Annotated in this window: 22 protein-coding genes and 2 pseudogenes; 9 read left to right on the top strand and 15 right to left on the bottom strand. The window is 66.8% G+C overall.

The window, feature by feature from the left end; all coding sequences use genetic code 11:
* Positions 1–16: 16 nt before the first annotated feature.
* Positions 17–508 carry a MarR family transcriptional regulator gene (locus ABZ420_RS08850; protein WP_357119096.1) on the bottom strand — a complete coding sequence of 164 codons (492 nt, stop codon included), beginning with the start codon at positions 506–508 and terminating at the stop codon, positions 17–19.
* 109 nt (positions 509–617) lie between these two features.
* Here ABZ420_RS08850 and ABZ420_RS08845 point away from each other — a divergent pair, with 109 nt between their 5' ends.
* Positions 618–1,745: an NADH:flavin oxidoreductase gene (locus ABZ420_RS08845; protein ID WP_357119093.1), complete on the top strand. Its 1,128-nt coding sequence runs from the start codon at positions 618–620 to the stop codon at positions 1,743–1,745.
* Positions 1,746–1,787: 42 nt separating this feature from the next.
* Here ABZ420_RS08845 and ABZ420_RS08840 read toward each other — a convergent pair whose 3' ends face one another.
* The 9 genes and pseudogenes from ABZ420_RS08840 to ABZ420_RS08800 all read right to left on the bottom strand — a co-directional run.
* A complete protein-coding gene (locus tag ABZ420_RS08840; protein ID WP_357119089.1) occupies positions 1,788–2,393 on the bottom strand; it encodes a short chain dehydrogenase in 606 nt (201 codons plus the stop codon).
* Entirely contained in the window at positions 2,390–3,283 is an 894-nt protein-coding gene (locus ABZ420_RS08835) for a helix-turn-helix transcriptional regulator (RefSeq protein WP_357119086.1), read from the bottom strand. Before ABZ420_RS08835 ends, ABZ420_RS08840 begins: the two co-directional genes overlap by 4 nt.
* A 123-nt stretch (positions 3,284–3,406) precedes the next feature.
* Positions 3,407–3,829 (bottom strand): hypothetical protein, encoded by a 423-nt coding sequence (locus ABZ420_RS08830; protein WP_357119083.1) that lies wholly within the window; start codon positions 3,827–3,829, stop codon positions 3,407–3,409.
* A 495-nt stretch (positions 3,830–4,324) separates the two neighbouring features.
* Positions 4,325–5,188, bottom strand: a complete 864-nt coding sequence (locus ABZ420_RS08825; protein WP_357119080.1) for a class I SAM-dependent methyltransferase — start codon at positions 5,186–5,188, stop codon at positions 4,325–4,327.
* 133 nt (positions 5,189–5,321) lie between these two features.
* A complete protein-coding gene (locus tag ABZ420_RS08820) occupies positions 5,322–5,594 on the bottom strand; it encodes a helix-turn-helix domain-containing protein (protein WP_357119077.1) in 273 nt (90 codons plus the stop codon).
* Positions 5,595–5,659: 65 nt separating this feature from the next.
* Positions 5,660–6,046, bottom strand: a complete 387-nt coding sequence (locus ABZ420_RS08815) for a hypothetical protein (RefSeq protein WP_357119074.1) — start codon at positions 6,044–6,046, stop codon at positions 5,660–5,662.
* 163 nt (positions 6,047–6,209) lie between these two features.
* Positions 6,210–7,106 (bottom strand): RNA polymerase sigma factor SigJ, encoded by an 897-nt coding sequence (sigJ, locus tag ABZ420_RS08810; protein WP_357119071.1) that lies wholly within the window; start codon positions 7,104–7,106, stop codon positions 6,210–6,212.
* Complete coding sequence (locus ABZ420_RS08805) at positions 7,103–8,287, bottom strand: FAD-dependent oxidoreductase (protein WP_357119068.1); 1,185 nt, start codon at positions 8,285–8,287, stop codon at positions 7,103–7,105. Before ABZ420_RS08805 ends, sigJ begins: the two co-directional genes overlap by 4 nt.
* A gap of 64 nt (positions 8,288–8,351) precedes the next feature.
* A pseudogene (locus ABZ420_RS08800) lies at positions 8,352–8,568 on the bottom strand (DUF4158 domain-containing protein); the annotation flags it as partial.
* A gap of 290 nt (positions 8,569–8,858) precedes the next feature.
* Here ABZ420_RS08800 and ABZ420_RS08795 point away from each other — a divergent pair.
* From ABZ420_RS08795 to ABZ420_RS08785, 3 genes and pseudogenes are all read left to right on the top strand, one after another.
* Positions 8,859–9,734: a hypothetical protein gene (locus tag ABZ420_RS08795; RefSeq protein ID WP_357119065.1), complete on the top strand. Its 876-nt coding sequence runs from the start codon at positions 8,859–8,861 to the stop codon at positions 9,732–9,734.
* Positions 9,735–10,065: 331 nt separating this feature from the next.
* Positions 10,066–10,746 (top strand): hypothetical protein, encoded by a 681-nt coding sequence (locus ABZ420_RS08790; protein ID WP_357119062.1) that lies wholly within the window; start codon positions 10,066–10,068, stop codon positions 10,744–10,746.
* A 23-nt stretch (positions 10,747–10,769) separates the two neighbouring features.
* Positions 10,770–11,117 (top strand): annotated as a pseudogene (locus ABZ420_RS08785) (helix-turn-helix domain-containing protein); the annotation flags it as partial.
* Here ABZ420_RS08785 and ABZ420_RS08780 read toward each other — a convergent pair.
* Entirely contained in the window at positions 11,016–11,309 is a 294-nt protein-coding gene (locus ABZ420_RS08780) for a hypothetical protein (RefSeq protein ID WP_357119059.1), read from the bottom strand. The pseudogene ABZ420_RS08785 and the gene ABZ420_RS08780 overlap by 102 nt on opposite strands.
* 40 nt (positions 11,310–11,349) lie before the next feature.
* Here ABZ420_RS08780 and ABZ420_RS08775 point away from each other — a divergent pair, with 40 nt between their 5' ends.
* From ABZ420_RS08775 to ABZ420_RS08760, 4 genes are all read left to right on the top strand, one after another.
* Entirely contained in the window at positions 11,350–11,628 is a 279-nt protein-coding gene (locus tag ABZ420_RS08775) for a hypothetical protein (protein WP_357119056.1), read from the top strand.
* A 31-nt stretch (positions 11,629–11,659) separates the two neighbouring features.
* Positions 11,660–12,145, top strand: a complete 486-nt coding sequence (locus ABZ420_RS08770) for a hypothetical protein (protein ID WP_357119053.1) — start codon at positions 11,660–11,662, stop codon at positions 12,143–12,145.
* Positions 12,146–12,360: 215 nt separating this feature from the next.
* Positions 12,361–12,564, top strand: coding sequence for a cold-shock protein (locus ABZ420_RS08765; RefSeq protein WP_040871014.1), 204 nt, complete (start codon positions 12,361–12,363; stop codon positions 12,562–12,564).
* 254 nt (positions 12,565–12,818) lie between these two features.
* On the top strand, positions 12,819–13,163 hold the full coding sequence (locus ABZ420_RS08760; RefSeq protein WP_357119050.1) for a helix-turn-helix transcriptional regulator: 345 nt from the start codon (positions 12,819–12,821) through the stop codon (positions 13,161–13,163).
* Here ABZ420_RS08760 and ABZ420_RS08755 read toward each other — a convergent pair.
* A complete protein-coding gene (locus ABZ420_RS08755) occupies positions 13,153–14,364 on the bottom strand; it encodes a cytochrome P450 (protein WP_357119047.1) in 1,212 nt (403 codons plus the stop codon). The genes ABZ420_RS08760 and ABZ420_RS08755 overlap by 11 nt on opposite strands.
* The gene (locus ABZ420_RS08750) at positions 14,361–15,689 is read right to left on the bottom strand and encodes an MFS transporter (RefSeq protein ID WP_357119044.1); all 1,329 of its coding nucleotides are present in this window, start codon (positions 15,687–15,689) and stop codon (positions 14,361–14,363) included. The genes ABZ420_RS08755 and ABZ420_RS08750 overlap by 4 nt, the downstream gene beginning before the upstream one ends.
* 162 nt (positions 15,690–15,851) lie before the next feature.
* On the opposite strand from ABZ420_RS08750, the gene ABZ420_RS08745 reads away from it, so the two are divergent.
* Entirely contained in the window at positions 15,852–17,273 is a 1,422-nt protein-coding gene (locus tag ABZ420_RS08745; RefSeq protein ID WP_357119041.1) for an FAD-dependent monooxygenase, read from the top strand.
* An 8-nt stretch (positions 17,274–17,281) separates the two neighbouring features.
* On the opposite strand, the gene ABZ420_RS08740 is transcribed toward ABZ420_RS08745, so the two are convergent.
* Together ABZ420_RS08740 and ABZ420_RS08735 are read right to left on the bottom strand one after the other, a co-directional pair.
* A complete protein-coding gene (locus tag ABZ420_RS08740; protein WP_357119038.1) occupies positions 17,282–17,947 on the bottom strand; it encodes an HAD family phosphatase in 666 nt (221 codons plus the stop codon).
* On the bottom strand, positions 17,944–18,942 hold the full coding sequence (locus ABZ420_RS08735; protein WP_357119035.1) for a ScbA/BarX family gamma-butyrolactone biosynthesis protein: 999 nt from the start codon (positions 18,940–18,942) through the stop codon (positions 17,944–17,946). Before ABZ420_RS08735 ends, ABZ420_RS08740 begins: the two co-directional genes overlap by 4 nt.
* Between the last annotated feature and the right edge of the window lie 8 nt (positions 18,943–18,950).

The following is an 18,950-nucleotide window of genomic DNA, read 5'->3' as shown; positions in this document are numbered from 1 at the left end:
GCGAACAGGCTGGTGGTCACCGGCGCGGAGGGGCCGGGCAGCGGTGATCCGCGACCGGCGTAGGTGAGTCCGATCGGCTGACCGGCCGGGACGCGAAAACCCGTTCCAGCAGTGCGTACAAACGGTCCCGGTCCTGGTCATCGAGCCTGTTCAGGCCGTCTTGGGTGGCGCGCATTTTCGCCCGGATCGTGTCGGTTACCTGCTCGCCCTCGGGTGTGATGACGAGATTGGTGACGCGCCGGTCGGATTCGCTGGCCTCCCGTCGCACGAGTCCACGTTTTTCCAGCCGGTTGATGATCCCGGTCACGTTGGAGGCGTCACAGGCCAAGGTCTCGGCCAGGGCGCGCATCGCGACGGGCCCCCGGCGCAGCACGGTCAGCGCCTTGCCCTGGCTCGCTGTCAGGTTCTCACTCGCCGCCGCGACGGTGAAGTCGCCGTAGTAGACGCCGAGCGACACCGAGAGCAGCTCCATCAGCTGGGCCGTGTCGACGCGGGGGGCTTCTGCCATGACAGCCAGCCTATCCGCAGAAACTTGACTATCTCAAATATCTACCCCTAGCGTGTGGCTATTGCTTGAAGTTCTCAACCATCGCACTCGTACCCCCGAGGAGTATTCAGTGATCGTCACCGCGTCCGACGCCTCTCGCACAGCCGAGATCCTGTCCCGACCCGTCGCGCTGAACGGCCTGACCGTCCCCAACCGCATCGTGATGGCGCCGATGACGCGCATGTTCTCCCCCGACGGCGTTCCCGGTGACGACGTGCGGACGTACTACGCCCGCCGCGCCGCCGCCGGCGTGGGCCTGATCATCACCGAGGGCACCTACGTCGGCCACGAGTCCGCAGGGCAGAGTGATCGGGTGCCACGATTCCACGGCGAAGAGCAGTTGGCGGGGTGGGCGAAGGTCGCCGAGGACGTACACGCGGCAGGCGGCACGATCATGCCGCAGCTGTGGCACATCGGCATGGTCCGCAACCAGGGCGACGCACCCTACCCCGATGCGCCCGCCGTGGGCCCCTCCGGTATTCGCCTCGACGGCACCGAGGGTCTCGGTAAGGCGATGACCCAGGGTGACCTGGACGACGTCATCGGCGCCTTCGCCGAGGCCGCGGCGGACGCCGAGCGCATCGGCTTCGACGGCGTCGAACTGCACGGTGCTCACGGCTATCTCCTCGACCAGTTCCTGTGGGCGCGAACCAACCGCCGCAACGATGCCTACGGCGGCGACACCGCGGCCCGCACACGGTTCGCCGCCGAGGTCGTGGCCGCGGTCCGTGCCGCCGTCTCGCCCGGCTTCCCGGTGATCTTCCGTTACTCGCAGTGGAAGCAGGAGGACTACCACGCGCGGCTCGCCGAGACCCCGCAGGACCTGGAGGCGATCCTTGCTCCGCTCGCCGCAGCCGGCGTAGACGCCTTCCACGCTTCCACCCGTCGCTACTGGCTCCCGGAGTTCGACGGCTCGGACCTGAACCTGGCAGGCTGGACCAAAAAGCTCACCGGCAAGCCCACGATCACCGTCGGCTCGGTCGGCCTCGACGGCGACTTCCTCCGCGCGTTCACCGGTGAGGGCGCCGAACTCGGCAGCATCGACAACCTCCTCGATCGCCTGGAGCGCGAAGAATTCGACTTGGTCGCCGTCGGTCGTGCCCTGCTCCAGGACCCGGAGTGGGCCTCCAAGGTGCTGGCAGGGCGGATCGACGAGTTGAAGCCGTACGACGCGGCGGCACTGAAGACGCTGAGGTGAGCGAGTGGTGCAGCGGGGATACAGCTCGAATGGGATAGAGCGTCATCCGTATGCGCGGATGACACCGCCGGTGTCGTTGCCTTCGATGCAGCGCAGGTAGTGGTCGACCAGTTCGTCCATCGGCACCGGACGCATACCGGGAAAGTCTCCGGCGAAGGCGTCGACGGAATCAGCGATCATGGTGGGGCTCACCACGTTGATCCGCATACGCCGCGGTAGCTCTATCGCAGCCGAGAGGACGAAGCTGTGTAAGGCGCCACTGATGACGCCGCCGCCAGTGACGTGCGGCCACGGTTGGTCGGCGAAAATGCCGGATGTCAGGGTGAAGGACGCACCGTCGGCACAGTGATGCTGCCCCGTGAGGACCAGATCGACTTGCCCGAAGAACTTGGCTCGCATGTTGTGGCACAGCGCGTCCGTTGTCAGCGTGCTGAACTCGTCGAGCGCACCATGCGCTGCGATGCTCACGACGCCGTCGACCGGCCCGACCTCGCGATACATGGACTCGATGGTTTCGTGTGAGGTCAGATCTACACGCACATCACCAGAGGTGCGTCCGGCCACGACAACGTCATGGCCGTGCGATCGCAGCGCGGGCGCCAACCGTCGTCCGATGGTGCCCGCGCCGCCGACAACGATGATTCTCACAGTGGGTTCTCCTTCCGAGACGCGGTTGTTGCCGGTGCGAGGCTGGGCTCGAGGCTCTGCGTCAGCAGGGTGAGCGCGTCGGCATCGGATGTTCCCGGACGCGCGTAGAACAGCCCGATCTGCTGGTCGTCAGCAGTCAGGGTCACTGTCTCATTCGCCAGTGTCACTCGGCCGACCAGCGGATGGTCGAGCTCGCGCACGTAGTAAGAGCACGTTTGGACGGGGCGCCGCGCCCACATTCTCGCGAACTCCGCGCTGTCGACGGCAAGCCGGCCGACGATCTGTTCGAGCAGGTGGTCGCCCGGATGCCGCGCCACCGCATGATGCAGTGCCGCGACTGTGACCTGCGCTTTGGCGTGCCAGTCGCAATACAGCGCGCGGTGATGGGGGTCGAGGAACAGCATTCGGGCGATGTTCGGCCGGATCCTCGTGTCCGGGGCATCGAAGTCGACATGGGCGGCCAGGAGAGCGTGACCGAGGCGATTCCACGCCAGGATGTCGGCACGGTGGTCGATTACGATCGCCGGTATTCCGGGGATGACGGCGAGCAACTCCCGTATCGAGGGCCGCAGTCTGCTCCTGCGGGAACGAGAGCGAATCGGGCGTCTCGGAGCAGCGAGAATGCGCAGATGCTCATGCTCGGCAGAATCGAGCCGCAACGCCGCGGCCAACGCGTCGATCACGGCGGCGGACGCGCTATCGCTGACCCCTTGTTCGAGTCGCGTGTAGTAGCCCACACTGACCCCCGCCAGCTCGGCTAGTTCCTCCCTGCGCAACCCCGGGACTCGCCGGTGGGTAGCGCCGGGTTCGATGCCCGCTTCCAGAGGAGTCAGTCGTTCGCGGCGGCTGCGCAGAAACCCGCCGAGATCATTTGCTCGTGTGTTGGCCACCAATCCATCATCATCGCCGCGACCAGCGTCTGCCTTCCCCAAACAGGGCTACCCTCGCTGCCCTTCCGTCCATCCATAGCTCCACTGAGATGGAACTGTGGCCGACCACGAAGCCGGCCGCGTTCACCGATCGAAGCCGCGGAAAACACCGTCGTCGTCGACGCCGCCCGCGTAGTCCTCGAAGTCCATATTGGCGAGCAAGAAGTTGACCTCGACCTCGGCCATCGCGATCGGCGCGATCCGGAACACCGGGTTGCCGTCACCTCGGGCGTCCGCGTCGCTGGTATCGACCGCCAGCAGTGGATGCTCGGGGGCGGTCATCGTGGTGGCGTCGGCGAGGAACACATAGGTTCGGCCATCGACCAGATCAGCCAGGTCGGCAGGGGTCAGCCCCTCGAAGGACACGTCGTCGACGGGTGTCAGCTCTGTCATCGTGTCTTCGTCGTAGGACGCGATGACCGCCGCGAGGGTTTGGGACCACGCCACGTCGTCGGTGAAGTCCGTACGCACCAGAAGCGATTCGCCCTCGGGAAGAGATCGTGTCATACGCCCGATTGTGCACCACGCCAGCCGAACACCAACGCTGTCAGCCGCCGCGGGTGAATATGCGCCAGGTCTGCACCGTTCCAGAGCTGTCGGTGACAATGAGGTTCTGCGCATCCCCGGAGAAGGTGAGCGAACGGATTTCGCCGGGTGCTGCCAGTCTGGCCGTCGGAGCGTCACCCAGACCTCTCGGGGGCGGCCAGAGCTCGGCCGATCCCTCGCCGGCGACTGCCAAGGTCTTACGCTGCGGCCGTTACCGGGCCCGGCAGATCCGTCGAAGCCAGGAGCCGAAGCTGCTCACGGCTGCTGGCGTCCAGCAGCCGTGCCTGTCCGTTCGCGGTGCCGACCACGAGCTGCGATCCGGTCGGTGAGAACGACAAAACGGCCGCACCTGGCGATCGCGCGCCTGCGCGCGGAGGAAGACGCCGTCGCGAGGCTGATGCCGGAGATGCCAGCCGTCGCGACAGATATGGTGCTGGTCGACGCGGCGGGCAATCGTCAGCGGCTCGCGCGCAGTATGCGGATCGCGCGTAGCGCGCGGGGCGGTTCGCCTCCGAATCCTTCGGATCCGTCGAGGTAGCGGGTGACGAGGTCGGGGGCGGAGTGGTCTTCGAGGTCGGTGAAGCCGAGGGCGCGCAGCTGCGCGGCGATGTCGTCGGGCGTGAAGTAGCTGAACACGGGTTCGCCGACACCGGCCAGCCGATCGGCACGGGCCTGCTGGTGCGCACGGTCCTCGTCGCTGTCCGCGGGCTGCAGGTAGTCGAAGACCACCTCGACCGGCTGGGCCTGACCAGCGATGTATTCGAGAGTGGCGTGGGCGGCGTTCGGAGTCAGATAGAAGACGACGCCGAGCCACACGAATACGGCCGGGTCCGTCCGTTTGAATCCGGTGGATTCCAATCCTTCTGCCAGCGTGTGGGTTTCGAAATCGACCGGCACGAAGGTCAACGTCTCAGGGAGGTCGATTCCGGCGGCAGTAAGGCGTTCGCGTTTCCACGCTTGGGTGGCGGGATGGTCGACCTCGAAGACGCGCAAGTCCGGGAGCGGATTGCGATAGGCGAAGGTGTCCAAACCTGCGCCGAGGATCACGACCTGCCGCACACCAGCGGCGATGGCCGTGGCCACGGCGTCCTCGGCGAAGCGCGCGCGTGCGGCGAAAAACAGTCGGCGGGGACGATCGCCGGCCCCGTCACCGAGGTGATTGGTTGTGGGCGTCCCCAATTCGACCAGTTCGTCTGCGGTGACGCCGAGCAGACGGGCCGCCAAGGGGTCGGTGAAGATCTGTGGTCGGTCAGCGATCTGGTGATAGGCGCGGGCGTACGCGGTGAGGAGCGCGGTCCGGCTGGGTCCGTCGTTATCCATATTCCAGAACCTACTTGCGAATGTGGCGCGCGCTCTATGAACTCACTCACGCTCGCTCCGCGAAGGAGCACGCGAGCACGATGTGTAGTCCCCGCGTACGCCGCGGTCGAAGTCTCCATGCGGTACGGCGGTATCAATGGAGTTGCTCTGCCCAGGTTTCCGCCCACTCGGTGACCGGTTCGAGATGGCGGACGAGCCCGCGGCCGAGCGGTGTAAGCGCATAACCGGTGACGTGTTCGACGATGCGCGCTTCGGCGAGCTCGTGCAGCCGCCGGGTGAGCACACTCGACGAGATGTCGCCACACGCCGTCCGCAGCTCCCGGAAGGTCGGAGGATGATCGGCTCGGTCGAGTTCCCAAATGATCCGCAACATCCACCGCCGCCCGATCAGGTCGAACAGGGCCATGATCGGTCGCCCGGACGTCGACCCTCGAACCGGACGCCCCGGGCGCGGAGCCGTGGCTTCCACCACTATGCCGATTGCCCGGGCAACGGCGAAACCTTCAGCTGCTGCGCCATTTTCGCGATTGCCGTGCGCAGCACGCGATAGGGCCGCAATAACAGCGTCACGTGTTCGAGCCCACCCGCGGTGGCGAACTCTTCTCGCAATATGCCCTGCAGCTCGTGGCCGTCCACCCGAGCGGTGAACGCGAACAAGCGATCCCGCTCGCCACCCCACCTACCGGTCTGTTCCACTCCTTCCAGAACTGCCGCGATCAACCCCAGCATGTGCGCCACATCCGCGCGTCCGCGGTAGTCGGCGACTGGACTGGAGAACGTCGTGTCCGTGCACAACAAACTCGTGACCCGCTTCATGTCGCCGCTCCGCCAGCTGGGAAGAACCAAACTTTCATTCATGCCTCTATTTTAGAGGCGCACTCGCTCAGTGGCCACCTCGTTCGCTCGGAACTCGGCGTTTGCAGGGCTACGGTGCGGCTCGAGCGGAACGGCTTACGGAATACCGATTCCGTGCGCTGAACCTTCTCCCGCCCGAGCAGGTCACTTCACAGCGGCGGGTCGACTACCGGCTGATCCGGCGCGGAACCGCGACGGTGGCGAGTTTGTCGGGGTTGCGGATGGCGTAGACGTTGGTGATCTTGCCGTCGAGGATCTCGATCAGGAAGACCCCTTCCAGATGGCCGCCGCTGTAGGCGAGCATCGCGGGCGTGTTGTTGTAGTTGACCATCTCGATCCGCACGTCCGACGCCCGTCGCCTCCTGTGAAAGATGTTGACCAGGGCCGCGGCCACTTTCTCGGCACCAACTACCGGTCGGCGCGCCGCGGTGACCTTGCCGCCGCTGTCGGCGGTCCAGGTGGCTTCGGGAGCGAGCAGCGCGAGCAGTCCTTGTGTGTCGCCGGTGGTCGCCGCTGTCATGAACTGCTGGGTGATCTGTGCGATCTCGGCCGCGTCGACCGGCTCGAAACGTTTGCGCCGCGCGTGCACATGGGAGCGGGCGCGGTGGGCCACCTGACGCACCGTCATCACGGATTTCCCTAACGTCACTGCGATTTCGTCGTAGCCGAACTCGAATACCTCCCGCAGCACGAAGACCGCACGCTCGTCGGGACTCAGTGTTTCCAGCAGCACGAGCATCGCCATCGATACCGATTCGGCGAGTATCAGATCCGCTGAGGCCTCGTTCTCGTCGAGAAGCAGCGGTTCGGGCAGCCACGGGCCGATGTAGTCCTCGCGACGGCGCGCGCCGGCCCGCACCGCGTTGAGCGCCTGGCGGGTCACCAGCCGTGCCAGATACGACCTGGTGTCGCGTATCGTCGCCAGGTCCACCTGGGCCCACCGCAGGTAGCTGTCCTGCAGCACGTCGTCGGATTCGGTCGCCGAGCCGAGGATTTCGTAGACGATCGTGAACAGCAGCGGCCGCAGCAGGGTAAATCGTTCGGCATGCTCGTCGGTCGTCATGCGGAGGTGACTACCTGTGCGGAGGAGTTGGGCTGTGCGGGTCGCGGGCCGCCCTTGGGCCAGAGCAACGAACCCGGCTTGCGGGCCTCACGGCGGATCTTCCCGACCCCGATCTTGCAGGTCAGCTCCTTGATCCTGGCGCCAGCGCCGCCGCCGATGTAGAGGTTCACCGCGGTGTCATCCTTGCGGGCGAGCTGCCGGATGCCCACACGACGGCCGAGGCTGATGCACGTCCCGGTGAGGGCCAGGTCGATCACCTCGGGTTGGGTGGCCGCGATGTGGCTCAGCACGGTATCGGCGGCCTGCGCTCCGAGCGGCCCGGCGCCTTGGCCGCTCATCCGCAGCGGTTGACCCGAGGGTGCGGCGGCGTCGCCGGTTGCGACGATGCGGTCGTCGTCGATGCTGGTCAGCGTCTCATCGGTGAGCAGCCTGCCGAGCGTGTCGGTTCGGAGCCCGCTCGCGGCGGCCAATCCGGGGACGCCGAAACCCGCGGTCCAGATGGTGAGTGCGCTCGCACGCACCGCACCGTCGGCCAAGACGACCGCATCCGGCCCGACCTCGCTCACCCGGCCGGTTCCGAGCACGGCGACACCGTGCCGGGACAGCCACTTGGTGACGTACCGGCGACCGCGCGGGCTCAATGACGGATTCAGGGTTCCGCCGCACACCAGCGTGACTGTGCGTTTCTGTTCGGCCAGTTCGGCGGCCGTCTCGATGCCGGTCGGCCCACCACCGACCACCGTGATCGGAGCATCGAGGGGCAGTTCGTCCAGTCTGGCGCGCAGCCGCTGCGCGGACTCGATTTCGGCGATGGGGAAAGCGAACTCGGCCGCGCCGGGCACGGCCGGTATCGCCGCGGTGCTGCCGACAGCGTAGATGACGTGGTCGTAGTCCAGCGTGCGACCCGACGCCAGCCGCACCGTACGGGCAGCGACGTCGATGCGCGTGGCGCTGTCGACGACCAACCGGATGCCCTCGCCGAGCAGCGTGCCGTAGTCGATCGTCGCGTCGCCGGTCCTGGCGACGAACTGATGCAGCCGGACTCGATCGACGAACTCCGGGCGAGGATTGACCAGCGTGATGGTGGTATCGGTGCGCATCCGCAGACGGTTGGCCGCGAGTGTTCCAGCGTAGCCGCCACCGATGACAACGACGTTGTGGAGAGTTCCTTCTTGGGTCATGCCCTCAAGACACCATGGACCGCCGAAACATGACACGAACCCTTGTGACGTGCACCACTTCATCCGAAACCACCTTGTCCGGCACGAACCCAACCACGGCAGCGCGCACAACGCCACCGCAAGGCCGAGCTGATCCCCCGGACCGCGCCCCCGCCCCGGCGCGACGAACGCGAGGTCCGCCGGGGGGGCAACGTGAAGAACCGGAACAACTCCTCGCGGCTGATCTCCGGGAGCTCCCGAAGACGCGTCGACTCCTCGTCCGCGAACACCCTCGTCGCCACGAAACCCGCCCGCCAGCACACCGATCAACCCCATCGGCAGCCAAGCCGAGCACCTACCGCGCCCACCCGCAACCCAAACCGATCACAATGTCATTCCCGCTTCGGCCGGACCGAATACGCGCAGTTGCCGTTTGGGGCCGGCGGCGGACTGCTCGTAGGAGCGGTAGACGTATTCGACCGGTTTCGATCGAACAGTTATGATCAGGCCGACTCGACGACGTGGCGGGGGTCCGTCCAGGACCGGAGGGGCTACGGGAATGACTGGTGGTCCGTACGATCCGGGTGATCAGGTGCGGGCGGGCAACGCCGCTTTTATTGCACGGCAACCTGAATCGGCGACAGATGAGCCGGCTCCGGATTCGGGCGTCCACTCTCACATGGCGGCTTCGTCCTCCGATCAGCCGTTCGTCGGGCACCAGCACGCCGGTCGGGGGCACTGGCCGCCGCAACAACCTTTGCTACAGGCGTATCCGACGCAGCAGGCCGGTCGCCGCAAGCCGGGGTTGGTTGTTGCCGGTGTTGCCGGGCTAGGAGCGATGGTGCTGGCGATCGGGGTGGTGATCGGTGTCGCCGTGCGTGATCGAGAAAGCGATACCGTTCCCGCCGGCGCCTCGGCCACCGCGCCGCTGGTACCGGCGACCTATTCGATGAAGGCGATCACCAATGCGTGCGACCTTGTCGATCGCACTCCTCTGACCAGGTGGGCCTCCGCGCCGCTCGGCGATCCCGAACATGAGGAAACTGCGTCGTCCGGCAACTTCGGCATCCTGAATTGCACTATCAACTATGGCAATTCGACCGACGACACCTTTCCGATGAACACCGCGGCGGTCAGGGTCCGGGCTGACGTCATGGACGGTTCGGCTTCGCGAACGTACGACCATTGGAAACGCAGCGCCGCCGACCTCGCCGATGACGGATCGGTGGTGACATCCGGGGAGTTCACCGGCATCGGCACCCAAGGTTACTGGCAGTTCGAAGCCGACAACTTCGGTGGCATCGTGGACGCCGAATATGTGATGTGCGTATGGGACGGCGGTGTCGCGGTGCGGGTGGAGATCGACCTCTCCCGCGAGAAGGAATCCCCGGTGGTGGATAGAGACCAACTCGATTCGGTCGCCAGATCACAAGCCCGCGAGGTGCTGGCCGGACTGCGACAGAACTAGCAACCATCGAATCGAACGGGCCGATGAGGACGGTCAGGTGACTATACGGCCACCGGCAAAGTACGATCGGCGCTGAGTTGAGGAGTCTCGACGGGGAGCACGTCGAGGAATCGAAGGGCTGCGAGAGATGACAGACCCGCGGCACACACCCGACCACCCCATTCCGGACGACTCCGATATCACTGCGCGGCAACCACATTTGGCGAGCGGCGACTGGACACGGCCCGACACCGAACACGGCCGACCTGGTCGTGGATATCCGCCGCTTGTTCCGCAGGGCCCGTCCTCGCCTGCCGGTCATCGTAAGCCAGGCCTGATCGCCGCCGGTGTCGTGGCGTTGGCGGCTGCGCTGGGCGCCGGTGTGGTGATCGGCATCGTCATCGCCGACGGCGGCAGTGGCAGTCGGTCCGCCGCTGTCGAGGGGCCCGCCGGAGCGCCGGCGACATCATCTACCGCCACGACTACTCCGCGTCCGGAGCCGGAGCCGGGAATCTATTCGATGAACGGAATCGCCGATGCGTGCGATCTGGTCGACCCTGCCCCATTGCACAAATGGTCGTCCACACCGGACCAGCCGCCCTACCATCACGAAACCTCGCCGAGCGCCTATGACACCGGCCGCCTGTCATGCCAATTCAGCTACAAGAGCCTCGCGAGCGACGGTGTCCACTGGAATCAAGCGGCCATCGACCTCCGCGTCGAGTTCACAACAGCCGGAGCCGCACCCGCTTATGACGACTGGAAACGCCAAGACACCACCACCGGGTCCGGGGCGGGTTCCGGCGAGATCACCGGAATCGGCGCCCAGGGTTACTGGCACACCGCGGTATCGGATTCCAGTCAGACCACTGGAATGGACTACGTCGTCGGTGTGCAGGACAGCAACGTCTCGGTGCGAGTCCGAATCCCCATCCTGCGCCAGCACGGCGAGCCCTCGGTAGACCTGGACGAGCTCGGCACGATCGCCAGAAGCCAAGCCCAGCGGGCCCTGGACGGACTGAGGAAGAAGTAACCACCGCGTATTCCGAAGGTCCGATCGGCTGCGGCACAGCTCTGAGGGCGTCGCTGTCGCCGACGGTCGGCGGCTGGACGCCGGCCTGGGCTCGACTTCCATGTCGAGCCGGACCCCGTCCCCGCGCAACCTACAACCAGTACTGCGCGACCGCGCGCACCCTCGACCTCGTCGGCGAGCGCTGGACCCTGCTGCTGATCCGCGAACTGCTGACCGGCCCCAAACGATTCGGCGATCTCCAGACCAGTCTGCGCGGCCTCGGCACCGGCCTACTCGCCGCCCGCCTCAAACACCTCGAACGCGAGGGACTCGCGCATAAGATCACGCTCCCACCGCCCGCCCGTACCCCGGCGTACGCCCTCACCGAGGCCGGCGAGGAACTCGGACCACCGATCCTGGGACTGGCCCGCTGGGGCCTGAAGTGGGCCATGGGCGAACGGCGCGAGACCGAGGCCTTCCATCCGGGGTGGGCCGTGCTCGGTCTCCGGGCCTGCTTCGACGCCGAAGCCGCAGCAGGGCTGCGCGCGGTGTACGAGTTCCGGATCGATGACGAGGTCTTCCACGCCCGGATCGACGACGGGACGATCGAGGCGCTACGCGGGCATGCCCAGCACCCCGACGCGACCATCACCATCAGCGAGGGCAGCGTTCCTCGATGTCACCAGCCACGGTCTGTCCTTCGCCGACGCGATCGAGGCCGGTGCCGCCTCGGTGTCGGGAGACACCGAGGCTTTGCGCGGGCTCGAGGGCCTGTTCCGGCTGCCGCCCCCGCGCGACCGGAAAACGGACCAGCCCTCTCCTGACCGCCGGAAGGTCGAGCCGGCTCCCGCCACCGGATCTCGACCGGACCGGTCCAAGGACGTAGCCAGGGGAACGTTGTAACACCGGCTGCCGGTGACCCGACAAACCGGGCATGTCTCTCAATCGCAAGCTGCCGCAACGCTTTTTGGCTCGCGCCGGTGTCGTCGCAGCGGTGACCGCCGCTGGGATGGTCGGGTTCGCAGCGCCGTCTACCGCCATACCGCATGACCCCGGCTTTCCGTTCACGCCGACCCTGACGCGCCTGGTGCCGACCAGCTGCTCCGCGATCATCGACGCGGTCACCGTGCGGCAGGAGAAGGCCGGCACATTCGGCGTGCGGGTGAACGTCACCCAGACCGGGGAGGGCTGCTCGGACTGGAAGGTTGCTGTGCGCTTCAAGAACCTCGATACCGGATACGCGGACGGGCAGCAGCACCGCGTCGTGAACGGTGTCGTCCAAGACACGGCGGACGGCGTGATCGTCGGTTTCGGCACGGCGCCGGGCGTCGGCCGGGTGGAGGCTCGAATCGTCGCGCTGGACTCGAACAACAGGGAGATGGAGCAGATCTCGGGTACGGCGACGTTCACACTGGGCTGAGCACGAGTGCCGTCGCCAGTGATCGCTGGGCATGGCAACGCTCGGCGGTCGGTCAAGGTGCCGGTATGTGCCGACCTCGAGCGGTGTCGGCCCGCGGCGTTGGCGTGTGAGGCCATGCTCATGATGATGGGGAGCTGGGAATGTGGCATGCTTGATGGTGAGCACGGGCTGTCGAAGTGATCGCTCGGCTTACTACAGGAAGTAATACAAAGTACATGACGCAAGGCAGTGTGAAGTGGTTTAACGGCGAAAAGGGCTTCGGGTTCATCGCGCAAGACGGTGGCGGTCCCGACGTTTTCGTTCACTACTCCGAGATTTCCGGCTCCGGATTCAAGTCCCTCGATGAGGGACAGCGTGTCGAGTTCGAGATCGGGCAGGGCCAGAAGGGCCCGCAGGCTCAGAGCGTCCGCGCCATCTGAGAGCTGACAGACCGGAAACCCGCGCTACGGCGCGGGTTTCTCGCTTTTTCCAAGAAGCCGGTGAGTAGGCCCACGATGCAGGCCTGCTGGTCAGCTCGGCGCTGATCTACGAACGACTCCTGGAACGCCAGCGTATCCGAATTGAGGACGATCGTGGCCCAACCCGCCACGTCTGAAACCCCGACCCGTAGGTACTATAGATTTCATACCTTCGGCAGCCGCTCGCGGGCTGATGCGGTGGAAAGGAGTGGGTCGTGACCGATGCGGATGGGCACCCCGATATCGAGGAGTTCGATCTCTCAACGGTGCTGGCCGCGCTCGCCGATGACAATCGGCGCAGTGTGATCGCGCAACTGTATGCCGAGCCGGAGGGAACCGAGCAGTTCTGCAGTGTGTTCGGGATGCCGTGGGCGCCGTCGACGCGCACGCATCACTTCCGGGTGCTGCGCAAGGCGGGGTTGATCCGGCAGCGGGATGTCGGCAACGGCCGGATGACGAGCCTGCGACGCGAGGACATGGAAAAGGTTTTTCCCGGCCTGCTGGCGGCGATTCTCGACGCCGACAGGGGTCGTCATCCGGCCGCGCCGGCTACCATGTGACCGGCAGCGATGTCGGCCGGTGGACGAGAATGCCGGTTTCCCAAGGGATTCGGTCCTCGGGTACGGCGAGCCGCAGCGTCGGCAGCTCGGTGACGAGCCTGCGCAGCACCTCGGTGATCTCCATACGCGCCATGGCCGCACCCATGCAGTGGTGCATGCCGTAGCCGAATTGCAGGTGCCGCTTGCCGTTACGGGCAGGGTCGATCACCGCCGGGTCCGGGTACACCTCGGGATCACGGTTGGCCGAATGCGCGTCGGCGTAGACGATGTCGCCGGGATTCAGCGTCCCCTGCGACAGCGTGAGTTCACGGGTGGTGACGCGCGGGAAGGTCGAGATCCGTCCCAGCGGTAGCAACCGCAGGAACTCCTCCACCGCGGCGGGGATGGCGTCCGGATTGTCCACCAGGTACTGCCACAGCTCCGGCCTGGCGAGTGCCACGTAGGCGATCTTGGTGATCACCGACAGGATGTTCTGGTCGCCGCCGACCAGTGAGCCGAGCAGGATGGCCGCGTACTCCCCGTCGGTGACCGGCGGCGACACGGAGTCGCGCGCCGCGAGCAGGTCCAGGATCAGTCCGGGCCGCAGCTCACGCCGCCGGGCGACGAGATCCTCGATGTAGTGGAACAGGGTCCAGAACTCGCCCAGCAGCCTGTCCACATCGCTGCCGTCGCCGAGTTGCATCTTCCGCGACAGATGCCGGAAATAACCGATGTCGGCAGTCGGTATGCCGAGATAGTCGACGTTGACGCCGATGGTCACCGGATCCAGCAGCGCCCGAACGAGATCGGCCGATCCGCGCTCGTGCTGTTCGCGCAGTTCGGCGAGCGCGTCGTCGAGTACCCGGTGCACCGCGGGCGCTCGCCTGGCCATGGTGGCGGCACTGTAGGCGGAGGCCACGAAGCCTTTGAGCCGCCCGTGACCGGGGTGGTCGAGGTTGAGCAGCATTTCCGTCGGCATGATGGTCGGCAGGAAGCTCGGCCCATCCTCGACGTTGGTCTCCGCGCGCGCGAAGCTGAGGTCGGTCAGGACCGCGTGCACGTCGCGGTAGGTGGTCACGTGCACCGCAGTGTGGCCGCTGGGCAGTTTCACCTGCGGCAAGCCGCCGGTGGATTGTTGCGGTAGTGGTTCGATCATGAGCGGCGGCGCGATATTGGCGATGCCGTCGAGATCGACCCGGACCGCGTCGAGTGCGTGGGTCATGAGGTGACTCCTTCTGGACTGGAACCGATGTCCCGGTTCTCGGTGGCTCGTGCGTTGCCGCGCACCGCGACGATGAGGATGGTGAGCACCACGAGCAGGGCGATGAGCACGCCGACAGTGATGGTGAAGGCGGAGCGGTAGACGTCTGGATGACCGAACTGGCCCGCGGCGGTGTCGTCGGCGGCCTTCCCGCTGAGCCGGGTGCCGACGACCGCAGCGAGCACGATGGCGTAACCGGCGACGAACAGCGCTTCGCTGCCGATGCGGAAGAAGTTCAGCAGGCCCGCGGCGGTGCCGCCGCGTTCGGCGGGCACCACGGAGAGCGCGTGGCCGTCGACCAGGCCGATGGGCAGGCCGAAACCGAGGCCGAGCAACACCATCGGCACGATGATCCAGGCCACCGAACGGTCCTGCGAGAGCGCGAGCACACCGGCGTTGCCGAGGATCGCGGCGCCAAGCGCGAGGTAGACCACCCTGCCGACGGTCAGCGCCGGGAAGCGGGTGACGAGGTGGCCGATGGCCACCGGCGCCACGAAGACCGGAATGGTCATCGCGAGCATGAGCAATCCCGACGCGCCCGCCGAGAGGTCGGTGATGCCGCTCAACGCCGAAGGCAGGTAGGTCAGCAGGGTGACGAAGCCGATCGATCCGGCGACCGGAACCAGGCACATGGCGAGGAATTCCCGATTGCGCAGCAGACCGAGATCGAGGATCGGGCCGTGTTCGACGACAGCGGGTTTCGCGGCGGGCAGCACCCGCGTGCCGACACCGGCGGCCGCGAGGATCACCGCGTGCACCAGGAAGACGCCCCGCCAGTCCAGCAGTGAGATGAGGATGCCGGAGATGGTGGGGCCGAGCGCGAGACCGAGCCCGTTCACGGTGCCGAAGACGGCGAACGCCCTGGTCCGGCGGGCCCCTTCGTAGGCAGCAGACAGCAGCGCGGTGGCGCCGGTCAGGATGGCCGCGGCGCCGATGCCCGCGACGACGCGGGCCAGGTCGAGGACGAACAGGTTCGGTGCGGCGACGCTGCCGATACTGCCAGCGACGACGAGCGCGGTACCGATCCCGAAGGTGCGCCGATGTCCGATGCGGTCGCTGACCGCGCCCCACAGCAGCGTGGTGAGGGCGAAGGCGACATTGAATCCGTTGACGACCCATTGCAGCGCGGCGGGATTCGATCCGAGGTCCTGCGAGATGAGCGGAAGGGCGATGGCGGTGCCCGCGATGGCCATCGGCGTGACGAACTGGGCGGCGAGCACTACGGGCAGTGTGGCACCGCTGGGTGGTGCGCCGCGGGTTTCGGTTTCGGTGGTGACGGTCGACATGAATACCCCCTGGGGCGGTCGGAATGGACTCGGCACGGTGGATGGGAGGACTTCGAGACGTACGAGAGGTACTACTCAACTAGTAGGTACTATGATGCTAGTAGCTACTCCGAGTTTCGTACAACCGCTGCCGCGGACCAGACCTCGCCCCAGGAGCATGTGATGAGCACGGCGCACCGGCCCCGACCGAATCCGGTCGACACCGACATCGACACCGATGTCCTGGTGGTCGGTGGCGGGCCGGTCGGCATGCTGGTCGCCGCCGAGCTGGCACTGCAACGCGTCCGGGTCGTCGTGGTCGAGACCCGCGCCGAACTCGACCAGCGCCCGCGGGCGGGCACGGTGCATGCCCGGTCGCTGTCGCTGCTGGCACGCCGCGGATATCTGCCCTCCGCGACTTCCGAAGCGATACAACGTGATCCGCACGGCGTGCGCCGGTCCCCGTTCCAGTTCGCGGCGCAACCGGTGCTGATGATCAGCGCGCCCGGCGTCGAGCCCGGTCCGATCGCGGGCATTCCGCAGGCACGGCTGGAGGCGGCGTTCGAGGAGCGCGCGGGCCATCTCGGCGCACGAATCCTGCGCGGTCACACCGTCACCGGACTCGAGGCCGACGACGACGCGGTGGTGGCCGAAGTGGCCGCCGAGACCGGACATCGCTCGCTGCGTATCCGCGCCCGCTACGCCGTCGGCACCGACGGTGCCCGCAGCCTCGTCGCCCGCATCGGCGATTTCCCGGCGCAGGTGTACCCGGCGACCATGAACGCCATTGCCGGACTGGCGGTTACGGCCCCGGACGGCGGGGTTCCGCCGGGCTGGCACCCGACGCCGTCCGGATGGACCCTGCACAATCCGAATCCCCACGGACCCGCGCGCATCATCGCCATGGATTTCAGCGGCGCCCTCGACCACCGGCCCGAGCCCGACGCGCGAGAGTACCGGCAACGCCTGGAATATGTGCTCGGCGCACCGCCCGCGCTGAGCGAGATCAGCCACCTCACCCGGTTCAGCGACCACGGCCGCTACCGCACCCGCCTGCGGGACGGACGGCTGCTGCTGGCAGGCGACGCTGCGCACAGCCACTATCCCCTCGGCGGCCAGGGCCTCAACACCGGCATGCAGGACGCGTTCGCGCTGGGCTGGCGGCTGGCCCGAGTGATCACCGGACACGACCGGCCCGCAGTCCTCGACGAGTACTCGCGTGAACGGGTCGCCGTCGCGGCCGCGGTGGTCGCCAACACCGTGCTGCAATCGCGGATGATGAACCCCCGCCAGCCCGAGTTGCGTGCGGCGATGCTGGCAATGCTCGCGATCCCGGCGATCCACGACGCCGTCGCCCAGCTCATCAGCGGCCAGTTCCAGTCCGGATTCCAGCACGATTTGGTGGTCGTCGAGGCAGACGGCGGTGTGCGGACCCTCACCGAGTTGCTGCGGGCGGGCCGGTTCGTGGCGATCCGGCCCGACGAGCACGTCCCGGTACCGCACGCCCCCGCCGGCGCGATCACGGTGACCGGCAAGGTGACCCCGGACCAGGCGTGGACCTGTGCGTTGGTCCGTCCGGACGGCTACCTTGCCGGCACCTGGTGAAACGCCGCTCAGCCCGGCCATCGTTCCAGCGCCTCGCGCACCTCGGCGATCGCCTGCCCGGCATCACGGAACCGCACCGCCTGCCAGCCGGATTGCCTTGCCGCGGCGCAGTTCTCGGCGAGGTCATCGATCAGCAGGCACTGGCCGGCGGCGACGCCCGCCTGCTCGGCGGCGAGGCCGAAGATCTCCGGATCGGGTTTGCGGACCCCGACCTTGCACGAATCGATCAGGGCGCTCAAGACCCCGTCCAGATCGATCATGGCGTGCCAGTAGGGCTCCCACTCGACGACATTGTTGCTGAGCACCCCGACCCGGGTACCGCCCTCGGCCAGCTCGATCGCGAAGTCGCGAACCGCGCTGTTGGCCCGGTGGCCGGCGAACCACTGCCTGCCGAAATCGGGTTCGCTGCGCGAGAGGTCGATCTCGGGTTGCTTGGCCCTGAGCACGGCGTGCAGCTTGCCGACCCACTCGCGTTCGTCGAGCAACGCCAGTTCGATCGGCGCCAGTGGCGCGAGCCCGTATTCGGCGCCCACCTCGGCGATGGCGAACTTCAACAGGTCGGGCGCAATGCCCGCGACCTCCTCGTAGCGCTCGAACAGGTCGTCGAGCGGCGGTGAGAGCACCCCGCCGAAATCGAACCAGACGAACGGCCCCGCCGTCTTCGCGGCGGTCACTGGACCATCGTCCCGACGTCGGCCGGACGGAAGCGCAGCTCCACCTCGCCGACGGCGATCACATCCGCACCCTGGGTCAGGTCCACCTGTGCCCGCACGCCGCCGCCCTCACCGGGAAGCGGAGCGACGGTGGCCCTCGCGATGGTCTCGCGCTCGAATTCACCGAACTTGGTGAACTCGATCCCGAGCCGCTGCATCACCATGCGACTGGTGTCCAGCCCGAGGACGGCGTTCGCAGCTGCCATCGCGACCTGCCGGGCCGCTTCGAACTGCAACATACCGGGGACATGATCGAGAGCATGATCGAACAGGGAGGGATGGTCGGTGTCGATGATGGTCAACGCCGTCAGCTCGTGCCTGCCCGACAGCACCGGATTCGCCAGGATCGCATTGCGCGGGTTGTGCCTGCCGACCGAACCCGGCCGCATTCGCGCGACCGGCACTTGCCCCGGAATCACATGCTGGGCGGGCAAACCCAGCGCTTCGCGCCCGCGCACCCTGATCCGGTTCCACACCGCGGCGGGCATCCACTGGTAGACCATCACCTCCCGTGCGGCTTCCCTGCCCTCGATCTCGGCGACCATCTCGAGCGACAGGCCGATGATCTGATCATCACGGCGCTTCTCGCCGATCACCCGGGCCTCGATGACGCAGTGCCCCGGGCAGTTGCCGATCCGCAGGGTGTCGGGGTCGGCGATGGTGAAATCCGCCGAACCGAAGATGAACTTCTCCGTCCGGGCCACCCCGAGGAAGGTGTGCGCGTAATAGATCGCGACCTGCCGGAACACCTCGATGAGCAGGAGCGGATCGTAGGTGGTCGCGGTACCCCGATGGTCACTGAAATACGAGTGGTTGCGGGGCAATTGAGCGGCGAACACCGCACCGTCGGGTATCGGCTGCGCGTCGGTGAGGAAGACCTCGGCGATCGATTCCCGGTGCACGATGCCTCGCGGAATATTGCGATCGAAAGTCAGGGTTTGGGTTGCGGCGGTCATGATCGAGC

Origin of the sequence: Nocardia sp. NPDC005745, assembly GCF_040630775.1 — a bacterium.
GTDB lineage: Bacteria > Actinomycetota > Actinomycetes > Mycobacteriales > Mycobacteriaceae > Nocardia.
This window is presented reverse-complemented; position numbering and strand designations above follow the sequence as displayed.

Excerpts from the sequence above, each read along its gene's own strand:
- ABZ420_RS08755 (WP_357119047.1), bottom strand. The coding sequence starts at position 14,364 with ATGACCCACGCACTCGACGCGGTCCGGGTCGATCTCGACGGCATCGCC.
- ABZ420_RS08825 (WP_357119080.1), bottom strand. The coding sequence starts at position 5,188 with ATGGATAACGACGGACCCAGCCGGACCGCGCTCCTCACCGCGTACGCC.
- ABZ420_RS08775 (WP_357119056.1), top strand. The coding sequence starts at position 11,350 with ATGCCCAGCACCCCGACGCGACCATCACCATCAGCGAGGGCAGCGTTC.
- ABZ420_RS08770 (WP_357119053.1), top strand. The coding sequence starts at position 11,660 with ATGTCTCTCAATCGCAAGCTGCCGCAACGCTTTTTGGCTCGCGCCGGT.
- ABZ420_RS08750 (WP_357119044.1), bottom strand. The coding sequence starts at position 15,689 with ATGTCGACCGTCACCACCGAAACCGAAACCCGCGGCGCACCACCCAGC.
- ABZ420_RS08850 (WP_357119096.1), bottom strand. The coding sequence starts at position 508 with ATGGCAGAAGCCCCCCGCGTCGACACGGCCCAGCTGATGGAGCTGCTC.
- ABZ420_RS08735 (WP_357119035.1), bottom strand. The coding sequence starts at position 18,942 with ATGACCGCCGCAACCCAAACCCTGACTTTCGATCGCAATATTCCGCGA.
- ABZ420_RS08820 (WP_357119077.1), bottom strand. The coding sequence starts at position 5,594 with ATGGCCCTGTTCGACCTGATCGGGCGGCGGTGGATGTTGCGGATCATT.
- ABZ420_RS08830 (WP_357119083.1), bottom strand. The coding sequence starts at position 3,829 with ATGACACGATCTCTTCCCGAGGGCGAATCGCTTCTGGTGCGTACGGAC.
- ABZ420_RS08805 (WP_357119068.1), bottom strand. The coding sequence starts at position 8,287 with ATGACCCAAGAAGGAACTCTCCACAACGTCGTTGTCATCGGTGGCGGC.
- sigJ (WP_357119071.1), bottom strand. The coding sequence starts at position 7,106 with ATGACGACCGACGAGCATGCCGAACGATTTACCCTGCTGCGGCCGCTG.
- ABZ420_RS08815 (WP_357119074.1), bottom strand. The coding sequence starts at position 6,046 with ATGAATGAAAGTTTGGTTCTTCCCAGCTGGCGGAGCGGCGACATGAAG.
- ABZ420_RS08745 (WP_357119041.1), top strand. The coding sequence starts at position 15,852 with ATGAGCACGGCGCACCGGCCCCGACCGAATCCGGTCGACACCGACATC.
- ABZ420_RS08765 (WP_040871014.1), top strand. The coding sequence starts at position 12,361 with ATGACGCAAGGCAGTGTGAAGTGGTTTAACGGCGAAAAGGGCTTCGGG.